Raw genomic sequence first — 1,045 nt, forward strand, 5'->3', positions numbered from 1 at the left:
CGAGTAGCCTCCTAAGCATGGCTGTCGACCCGAATAAAATCTCGTACGGGGTGGGATAAAAGTGTTGAGGTAAAGGGAACATTTATGGTGAAAAGAGCCAGTTTAATACCCGAATATTACCCTAAGCGATCTCCGCAGGAATATCGTTGTTACACTTATAAGTTATGCTAGCCAAATAACTATAGCGGGGTGGAAGACTTGAAGGCGATAAGCCCGGTCATAGCCACGGTCATCATCGTCGCGGTGACAATAGCCGTAGCGATCGCTGTAGCCCTCTGGATGACTGGGCTTGTGGGCGGCTTCACCGGCACCGAGAACCTCCAGATAGTCAACGCCTACGCTCTGGCGACAACCGACGGGAAGGGGTGGAACGTATACCTGTCTGTTAAAAACGCTGGTACAACGACGGCCACGATTGACCAGATATTCGTGAACGGGATACCGTACGCGTCTATAACGCTAACATCTCCACCGGGCACTATATCACTCGTGTCTCCGACCTCTTTACCGGTCACGCTCTCCCCAGGACAAGACACAAGTATACAGCTGTACATCCCGAAAGGCTCGGGCCAGGCTCTATCCTTCTCTCCCGGGCAGCAGGTCGAGATCAAGCTACACACCGCGAGCGGCAAGACCTACCCTGTCCAGATCGTCCTACCTTAGCGGCCCAGGTTTAATTACCACATTTTTTCCCACCCGCTTTTCGCGTATCGCCTGGTGCCACGTTCGATGCCGGGTTACAACTAGTTAGCATGAGGTAGTGTAAGGGCAGCTAAGGAGCTGGGCGTAAACGCGTTTAGTAAAGCCAGTAGCCCTTCTTCCATAGAGGCGTGCCGTCAAAACCGCCTCCCAGACTTTTTCCTGGCCCTCGAGATCGCGTCGTTGAGTACGTTGGAGGCCTTCACCGTGTCCTCGGGGGAGACGACCATCATTGTCTCGCTGTAGCTGGAGGTTATCTGTACAATGTTTATCCCGGCCTGGGCGAGGAGGCTGGTTACGTACGCTATTAGCCCCGGCGTGTAGACGTTCTCCACGGGGCTCACGA

The 1,045-nt window shown here is 53.9% G+C and carries 2 protein-coding genes; one reads left to right on the forward strand and one right to left on the reverse strand.

What is annotated here, in order from left to right:
- Window positions 1-189: 189 nt before the first annotated feature.
- On the forward strand, window positions 190-663 hold the full coding sequence (locus ACP5VX_RS07305) for an archaellin/type IV pilin N-terminal domain-containing protein (protein WP_428725216.1): 474 nt from the start codon (window positions 190-192) through the stop codon (window positions 661-663).
- Window positions 664-836: 173 nt separating this feature from the next.
- On the opposite strand, the gene ACP5VX_RS07310 is transcribed toward ACP5VX_RS07305, so the two are convergent.
- Window positions 837-1,045, reverse strand: a 209-nt coding sequence (locus ACP5VX_RS07310; protein WP_428725217.1) for an ACT domain-containing protein, incomplete at its 5' end; no start/stop codon positions are given.

The sequence above is a fragment of the Thermogladius sp. genome (assembly GCF_049970955.1).
Taxonomy (GTDB): domain Archaea; phylum Thermoproteota; class Thermoprotei_A; order Sulfolobales; family Desulfurococcaceae; genus Thermogladius.